Below are 7213 nucleotides of genomic sequence, written 5' to 3'. Positions count from 1 at the left end.
CGCTCCATCTCTCGGCCCCCCCCCCGCCACCGCCCGCGGGGGCTACACCCCCCCCCCCGGGCCGCACCGGCCGCCCACCGCGGCGCCCCCGCCCGGCCCGGGCGCGGACCGGTAGGTGACCAGACCCGCGAAAGTGCGGGTCAGGCGGCCTAGGCTGAGATCAAGCCTTCTTGGTCTCCCAGAAGATCTTGTCGATCTGGGCGATGTGGTCCAGCGCCTTCTGGCCGGTCGCCGGGTCGGTCGACCCCTTGGCGGCCGAGAGCGCCTTCAGCGTGTCGTTGATGAGCTGGTGCAGCTCCGGGTACTTCTCGAAGTGCGGGGGCTTGAAGTAGTCGCTCCACAGCACCGAGACGTGGTGCTTGGCGAGTTCCGCGCGCTGCTCCTTGATGACCGTGGCGCGGGCGCGGAAGTGCGGGTCCTCGTTGGCCTGGTACTTCTCCTGGACGGCCTTGACCGACTCCGCCTCGATGCGGGCCTGGGCCGGGTCGTACACACCGCAGGGCAGGTCGCAGTGGGCGCTGACCTTCACCTTGGGGGCAAACAGGCGGGAGAGCATGGAGCTGTCCTTCCTCGTGATCGTCTTCTCAGGTGGGACATTACTCCGTGAGGGAGCCGTTTTGGCGGGTGCCCCCTTGGGCTTAGGTCAAAAGTCCGGGGTCCGTGTCGGGCGGGTGGCCGAACATACAGTGGGGAGCCGGAGGTGGCTGATGACTGAGCAGTGGCAGGAGCCGAGGGCGCGCTTCGGGTTCGCCGAAGTGACGGGGCCTTCGATGGTGCCGACGCTGGTGAACGGGGACCGGCTGCTGGTCGACTACCGTGCCGCGTTCCGGGCCGGGGACGTCGTGGTGCTCCGCCATCCGCTCCAGCAGGATCTCCTCATCGTCAAACGGCTGGCCGAGCGTCGCGACGGAGGCTGGTGGGTGCTCGGGGACAATCCCGGCGCGGACGGCGACAGCCGGGTGTTCGGTGTGGTGCCGCCCGAGCTGCTGCTCGGGCTGGTGCGCGGCCGGTTCCGCCCGCTCGGCCAGGGTCAGCGGTCGGTGCTCGGTGTCATCGTCTGGCTGGCCTCGGCCGTGCGGCCGGTGCTGGCCGACCGCTCGCTCTCCAGGCGTTTGCGCGCGCGGTAGGCGGCCACATTGGCGCGGGTGGCGCAGCGGTCGGAGCAGTAGCGGCGCGAGCGGTTGGTGGACGTGTCGAGGTAGGCGTTGCGGCAGGGAGTGGCCTCGCACAGGCCGAGGCGGTCGACGCCGTACTCGGTGAGGTGGAAGGCGAGCCCCATCGCTGCGATCGCTGCGTATCCCGCCGTCGCGTTGGAGGGGTGGTCGGCGAGGTGCATGTGCCACTTGGGGCGGCCGTCCTCGTCGCGGTGGTCGTGCCCGGAGATCTGCGGGCTGACGGGGAACTCCAGCAGGAGCGAGTTGAGCAGGTCGACGGCCTGGGTCTCCTCGCCCGCGTCCGCCGCGGCGAAGACGGCGCGCAGCCGGCCGCGTACCGACCGGAAGCGGGTGACGTCGGAGTCTCCCGCACGGCGTGCGGCCTGCGTCGACTCGCCGAAGAGTTCGCGGACGGACTCGATGGAGGTGAGGGAGTCCTTGTTGCGAGCCGGCTCCTCGGTGTTGACCAGGCGCACGGCGTAGTCCGAGTAATAGGCCAGTTCCACTTGTAGTCCTTACCGCAGGCATTCTAGAGTGAGTAACGGCTGCTTACCCTTCGAGGGTATTACGGACGGGAGGATTCCGGTGAGTGCGACCGATGCGGGCACGGGTGCTGAAGCGGGTGCTGTGGAGAGTGCCGACTGGGCGGCCTGGCAGCAGAGCTGGGACCGGCAGCAGGAGTGGTACATGCCCGACCGCGAGGAGCGGTTCAGGGTCATGCTGGACATGGTCGAGGCCACGGTCGGCCCCGAGCCGAGGGTGCTCGACCTCGCGTGCGGTACGGGAAGTATCACGGACCGGCTGCTGAGGCGGTTCCCGAAGGCGACGAGCACCGGGGTGGACCTCGACCCCGCGCTGTTGACCATTGCCCGGGGCTACTTCGCCGGGGACGAGCGCGTCACCTTCGTCACCGCCGACCTCAAGGACCCGGCCTGGACGGCGGCCCTGCCGCACGCCTCGTACGACGCGGTGCTCACCGCCACCGCCCTGCACTGGCTGCACAGCGAACCGCTCGCCGTCCTCTACGGGCAGATCGCCGCCCTGGTGCGCGACGGTGGCGTCTTCATGAACGCCGACCACATGAAGGACGAGTCCACGCCGCGTATCGACGCCGCCGAGCGAGCGCACCGCCACGACGGCATGGAACGGGCCAAGGCGGCCGGCGCCCTCGACTGGGCCGAGTGGTGGGCGCTCGCCGCCGAGGACCCGGTCCTCGCGGAGTCCACCGCGGAGCGGTTCCGCATCTACGGCGAGCACGCCGACGGCGACACCCCCTCTGCCCGGTGGCACGCCGAAACGCTGCGCGCGGCCGGCTTCGACGAGGCCCGCCCGGTGTGGGCGTCGCCGAGCGACGCGCTGGTGCTGGCGCTGAAGTAGACCGCCTCAGCGGGAACACGGAAGAAGGGGCGGTACGGACTCGAGGTCCGTACCGCCCCTTCCACGCGGCGTGTAGCGCCTTGCGGCCTGCGCCTTGCGGTCTCCAGTGCCCTGCGCCTACCGCGTCGCGCCTACAGCACCTTCGACAGGAACGACTTCGTCCGGTCGTGCTGCGGGTTGCCGAGCACGTCCCGCGGGTGGCCGGCCTCGACCACCACGCCGTCGTCCATGAAGACGAGAGCGTCCCCGACCTCACGGGCGAAGCCCATCTCGTGCGTCACGACGATCATCGTCATGCCGTCCTCCGCGAGGCCCCGCATCACGTCGAGGACCTCACCCACCAGCTCGGGGTCGAGGGCCGACGTCGGCTCGTCGAAGAGCATCAGCTTCGGTTCCATCGCCAGCGCGCGGGCGATGGCGACTCGCTGCTGCTGGCCGCCGGAGAGCTGCGTCGGGTAGTTCCCGGCCTTGTCGGCCAGACCCACCCGGTCCAGCAGCCGGAGCGCACGCTCGCGGGCGACGGCCCTCGACTCGCCCTTGACCTGGACCGGAGCCTCCATGACGTTGGCGAGAGCCGTCATGTGAGGGAAGAGGTTGAAGCGCTGGAAGACCATGCCGATGTCCCTGCGCTGCGCCGCGACCTCCTTCTCCTTCAGCTCGTAGAGCTTGCCGCCCTTCTCGCGGTAGCCCACGAGCTGCCCGTCGACCGAGAGCCGGCCGCCGTTGATCTGCTCCAGGTGGTTGATGCACCGCAGGAAGGTGGACTTGCCGGAGCCGGACGGACCGACCAGACAGAACACCTCGCCGTGGGCGACCTCCAGGTCGATGCCCTTGAGCACCTTCACATGGCCGAACGACTTGTGGACGTTCTCGGCCTTCACCATCGGCTGCGTCGACTGGGACTTCATACCTTCACGCCTCCGACGTTGCTCTGCACACGGAACGAGGACAGCTGCTTGCGCAGACGCTGCAGCGGCGTCGGCGGAAGCGAACGGCTCGAACCGCGGGCGTAATACCGCTCCAGGTAGTACTGGCCGATGCTGAACACGGTCGTCAGCGCCAGGTACCAGAGCGAGATCACGATGTAGCCCTCCATGATGGCGAGCGTCCGGGAGCCGAACTCGCGGCCCCGCAGGAACAGCTCGCCGTACCCGATGGCGAACGCCAGGGAGGAGGTCTTGAGCATGTTGATGAACTCGTTGCCGGTCGGCGGGATGATCACCCGCATGGCCTGCGGCAGCACGATGCGGCGCATCGTCTTGCCGCCCTTCATGCCCAGCGCGTGCGCCGCCTCGGTCTGGCCCTGGTCGACCGACTGGATGCCGGCCCGGCAGATCTCGGCCATGTACGCGGCCTCGTTCAGGCCGAGGGCCAGCAGCGCCGCCACGAACGGCGTCATGACCTGGTTCATCTCGTCCTTGTAGATGAAACCGAGGTCGAGATAGGCGAAGACCAGCGAGAGGTTGAACCACAGCAGGATCTGGACCAGCACCGGAGTGCCGCGGAAGAACCAGATGTAGCCGTAGGCCACGGCGGAGAGCACCGGGTTCGGCGAGAGCCTCATCACCGCGAGGATCGCGCCGAGCACCACACCGATCAGCATCGAGTAGACGGTGATCTTCAGGGTCTCCCAGGCGCCCCAGGCGAACGTGCCGTTGGTGATCTGCTCACCGACCACGCTCCACTGGATCTGGGCGTCCGCGAACGCCTTCACCAGCAGTGCGAGGAGCCCGAGCACCACGACGGCGCTGATCCAGCGTCCGTAGTGGCGCACCGGAACCGCCTTGATGGGTCCCGGGTGAGCGGCGGGGTCCTTAGGGGGGGAGCCGTCCTGGCCGCCGTCCGGTGGGACGTCGGCCGGCGCCTTGTCGAGGGGGTCAGTCACAGGGTTGCTGCCTTACATGGGGAGGTGGTGGCGAGGGGTGGCCGTCACTGGCCGGCGTTGATCGTGGCCTTCTCGATGGCGCCGCTCTCGGCCTTCCACTCCTTCAGCACCGCGGCGTACGAGCCGTCGTCGATGATCTTCTGGACGGCGGCCTGCAGGGCGTCGCGCAGCTCCGGGTTCTTCTTGCTGACCGCGATGCCGTACGGCGCGGCGTCGATCTGCTCGCCCACGACCTCGAAGAGCTTGCCGCCACCGGCGTTCAGCTCGTTGTAGAGGGCGACCGGGAAGTCGGTGATCACCGCGTCGGCGCGCTTGGTCTGGAGCTGCGTGATGGAGTCGCTGTCCTGGTCCGAGATGAACGGCTTGATCTTGTCCGAGCCGCACTTCTTCTGCGTCTCGTTCAGCAGCGTCTCGTTCGCCGTGCCGCGCTGGGCGGCGACCGTCAGACCGCACAGGTCGTCGAGCGTGGTGATCTTCTCGGGGTTGCCCTTCTGGACCAGGATCGCGGAGCCGGCCCGGAAGTAGTTCACGAAGTCGGCGCCGCCCTTGGCGTCGTCGGTCGCGCCCTGCTGACGCTCCTTGGTGTCCGTCATCGAGGACATGACGATGTCGGTGCGGCCGTTGTTCATACCCAGCACGAGCTGGTCGAACGTGGCGTTCTCGAACTTGAACTCGACGCCGAGGACCTTGCCCAGCGCCCTGGCGATGTCGATGTCGACACCGGCCGGCTTGTTGTTCTCGTCCATGAACTCCATCGGCGCGTACGCGATGTCCGACCCGACGTTTATGACGCCCTTGTCTCGGATGTTCTGGGGGAGCTTGTCGTGGAGCGGCGCGTTGGAAGCGTTGCCCTTGGTCTCCGACTCCTTGGATCCGCTGTCCGTCTGGTCGCCACAGGCGGTCAGCAGCATGGTGCCTGCGACCGCGATGGCGCTGACCGCCGCGATCCGGGACTTCACGGCGGTCGTACGGCGCGTGGTGCTTGCGGTCATGATCGGAGTCCTCCGGCGGGTGAGGGTGGGAGTTATCGGGTCGTATGCACTCATCTTCGAGTGTCCCCGACCTCGTGTGTTTTCGGCATCTTGCCATTCGGACGAGCCCATTCAGGGGGCCACGCATGTCAAAATCGGGTAACGGGTCACCCCCGAACCCCTGCGGGCCGGTACATCAAGGCCGGACCATTCGCGGGAAAGCCTTCTTTCCGCCGAAGGATCTTCGGCCGCCTTGCCTTCTGGGCGGGTACCGCCGCAGCTGGCTGGCTTGTCCCGATTTCCGGCTATGAGCCGCGTCACCGCGTGCGAATCGACTCGTCCGCGGTGCCGTCGGTCCGGTAAGAAGGATCCTTACACCCCTCATCCGGGGCTCAGGGCGCGTGTGCGGCGCGCCCGCGCGTGCGTACCTCCCCTGCCGGGGCGGGCCAACCGCCTGGTGCAGGAACGGACGCGGTGCCCGCCCACCCCTCCTCAACCAGGAGTGGCCACCCTCAACCTTGAAGACTTAAGGGGTCAACGAAAAATGGCAGCGGAGATCGTCAATCCTCACAGCGACAGTGCCGGCACGGAGAGCGCCGACGAGCCCTTCGATCCGGCGTTCGCGCTGCACCGCAGCGGCAAGATGGCCGTCCAGGCCACCGTGCCGGTGCGGAACAAGGACGACCTGTCCCTCGCTTACACACCCGGTGTCGCCAAGGTGTGCACCGCCATCGCCGAGAAGCCCGAGCTCGTCCACGACTACACATGGAAGTCGCAGGTCGTGGCCGTCGTGACCGACGGCACGGCAGTGCTCGGTCTCGGTGACATCGGGCCGGAGGCGTCGCTCCCGGTCATGGAGGGGAAGGCGATCCTCTTCAAGCAGTTCGGCGGCGTGGACGCGGTCCCGATCGCCCTCGCGACGACCGACGCCGACGAGATCATCGAGACCGTCGTGCGCCTCGCGCCGTCCTTCGGCGGAGTCAACCTCGAGGACATCTCGGCGCCCCGGTGCTTCGAGATCGAGCGCAAGCTCCAGGAACGCCTCGACATCCCTGTCTTCCACGACGACCAGCACGGCACCGCCGTCGTGACGCTCGCCGCCCTGCGCAACGCCGCGAAGCTGACCGGGCGCCCGCTCGGTGACCTGCGCGCCGTCATCTCCGGCGCCGGCGCGGCCGGAGTGGCCATCGCGAAGTTCCTGCTGGAGGCCGGTCTCGGTGACGTGGCGGTCGCCGACCGCAAGGGCATCGTCAGCCGTGACCGCGAGGACCTGACCCCGGTCAAGCGCGAGCTCGCCGAGCTCACCAACCGGGCGGGGCTCTCCGGCTCACTGGAGACCGCGCTCGCCGGCGCGGACGTCTTCATCGGCGTCTCCGGCGGCACGGTGCCGGAGGCCGCCGTCGCGTCGATGGCCCCGGGCGCGTTCGTCTTCGCCATGGCCAACCCGAACCCCGAGGTCCACCCCGACATCGCGCACAAGTACGCGGCGGTCGTGGCCACGGGGCGCTCGGACTACCCCAACCAGATCAACAACGTCCTTGCCTTCCCGGGCATCTTCGCGGGCGCCCTCCAGGTGCGGGCCTCCCGCATCACCGAGGGCATGAAGATCGCGGCGGCGGACGCGCTGGCGGACGTCGTCGGCGACGCGCTCTCGGCGGACTACGTGATCCCGTCGCCCTTCGACGAGCGGGTCGCCCCGGCGGTCACCGCGGCGGTGGCCGCGGCGGCGCGGGCGGAGGGTGTCGCCCGGCGCTGAGTCGCCGCGCGTGCGGTTTCCATGACGGGCCGCGCCGTCCCCGTGCGGGGGGTGGCGTCGGCCCGTTCGT

General features: G+C 68.9%; 8 protein-coding genes. 3 read left to right on the top strand and 5 right to left on the bottom strand.

The genetic code is table 11. From position 1 onward, the window contains the following. Window positions 1-160 precede the first annotated feature (160 nt). Window positions 161-556 carry a superoxide dismutase, Ni gene (sodN, locus tag AB0903_RS05245; protein ID WP_366699169.1) on the bottom strand — a complete coding sequence of 132 codons (396 nt, stop codon included), beginning with the start codon at window positions 554-556 and terminating at the stop codon, window positions 161-163. Between the two features lie 130 nt (window positions 557-686). Between sodN and sodX the strand changes: the two genes are divergently transcribed. After that, window positions 687-1127, top strand: coding sequence for a nickel-type superoxide dismutase maturation protease (gene sodX / locus AB0903_RS05240; protein ID WP_366699229.1), 441 nt, complete (start codon window positions 687-689; stop codon window positions 1125-1127). Here the strand turns inward: sodX and AB0903_RS05235 are convergent. Next, the gene (locus AB0903_RS05235; RefSeq protein ID WP_366699167.1) at window positions 1031-1660 is read right to left on the bottom strand and encodes a CGNR zinc finger domain-containing protein; all 630 of its coding nucleotides are present in this window, start codon (window positions 1658-1660) and stop codon (window positions 1031-1033) included. The two genes, sodX and AB0903_RS05235, sit on opposite strands and share 97 nt — an antisense overlap. Window positions 1661-1841: 181 nt before the next feature. On the opposite strand from AB0903_RS05235, the gene AB0903_RS05230 reads away from it, so the two are divergent. After that, a complete protein-coding gene (locus tag AB0903_RS05230; protein WP_366699227.1) occupies window positions 1842-2531 on the top strand; it encodes a class I SAM-dependent methyltransferase in 690 nt (229 codons plus the stop codon). A gap of 131 nt (window positions 2532-2662) precedes the next feature. Here the strand turns inward: AB0903_RS05230 and AB0903_RS05225 are convergent, their stop codons facing one another. Genes AB0903_RS05225 through AB0903_RS05215 form a run of 3 tightly spaced genes read right to left on the bottom strand, consistent with a single transcriptional unit; the run spans window position 2663 to window position 5408 of the window. Then, entirely contained in the window at window positions 2663-3415 is a 753-nt protein-coding gene (locus AB0903_RS05225; protein ID WP_366699225.1) for an amino acid ABC transporter ATP-binding protein, read from the bottom strand. Between the two features lie 20 nt (window positions 3416-3435). Then, the gene (locus AB0903_RS05220; RefSeq protein WP_366699165.1) at window positions 3436-4416 is read right to left on the bottom strand and encodes an amino acid ABC transporter permease; all 981 of its coding nucleotides are present in this window, start codon (window positions 4414-4416) and stop codon (window positions 3436-3438) included. Window positions 4417-4460: 44 nt separating this feature from the next. Then, window positions 4461-5408, bottom strand: a complete 948-nt coding sequence (locus AB0903_RS05215) for an ABC transporter substrate-binding protein (protein ID WP_366699163.1) — start codon at window positions 5406-5408, stop codon at window positions 4461-4463. Between the two features lie 523 nt (window positions 5409-5931). On the opposite strand from AB0903_RS05215, the gene AB0903_RS05210 reads away from it, so the two are divergent. Continuing rightward, a complete protein-coding gene (locus tag AB0903_RS05210; RefSeq protein WP_366699161.1) occupies window positions 5932-7143 on the top strand; it encodes an NADP-dependent malic enzyme in 1212 nt (403 codons plus the stop codon). The last annotated feature ends 70 nt before the right edge of the window (window positions 7144-7213 follow it).

The organism is Streptomyces sp. NPDC048389 (assembly GCF_040706335.1).
In the GTDB taxonomy this organism is placed as follows: domain Bacteria; phylum Actinomycetota; class Actinomycetes; order Streptomycetales; family Streptomycetaceae; genus Streptomyces.
The sequence above is the reverse complement of the archived record's forward strand: the minus strand, read 5'-3'. Positions and strand labels throughout refer to the sequence as shown.

What these genes read in the sequence shown, in the direction of transcription:
- sodN (WP_366699169.1), bottom strand. Translation starts at nt 556, where the DNA reads ATGCTCTCCCGCCTGTTTGCCCCCAAGGTGAAGGTCAGCGCCCACTGC.
- AB0903_RS05230 (WP_366699227.1), top strand. Translation starts at nt 1,842, where the DNA reads ATGCCCGACCGCGAGGAGCGGTTCAGGGTCATGCTGGACATGGTCGAG.
- AB0903_RS05225 (WP_366699225.1), bottom strand. Translation starts at nt 3,415, where the DNA reads ATGGTGAAGGCCGAGAACGTCCACAAGTCGTTCGGCCATGTGAAGGTG.
- AB0903_RS05215 (WP_366699163.1), bottom strand. Translation starts at nt 5,408, where the DNA reads ATGACCGCAAGCACCACGCGCCGTACGACCGCCGTGAAGTCCCGGATC.
- AB0903_RS05210 (WP_366699161.1), top strand. Translation starts at nt 5,932, where the DNA reads ATGGCAGCGGAGATCGTCAATCCTCACAGCGACAGTGCCGGCACGGAG.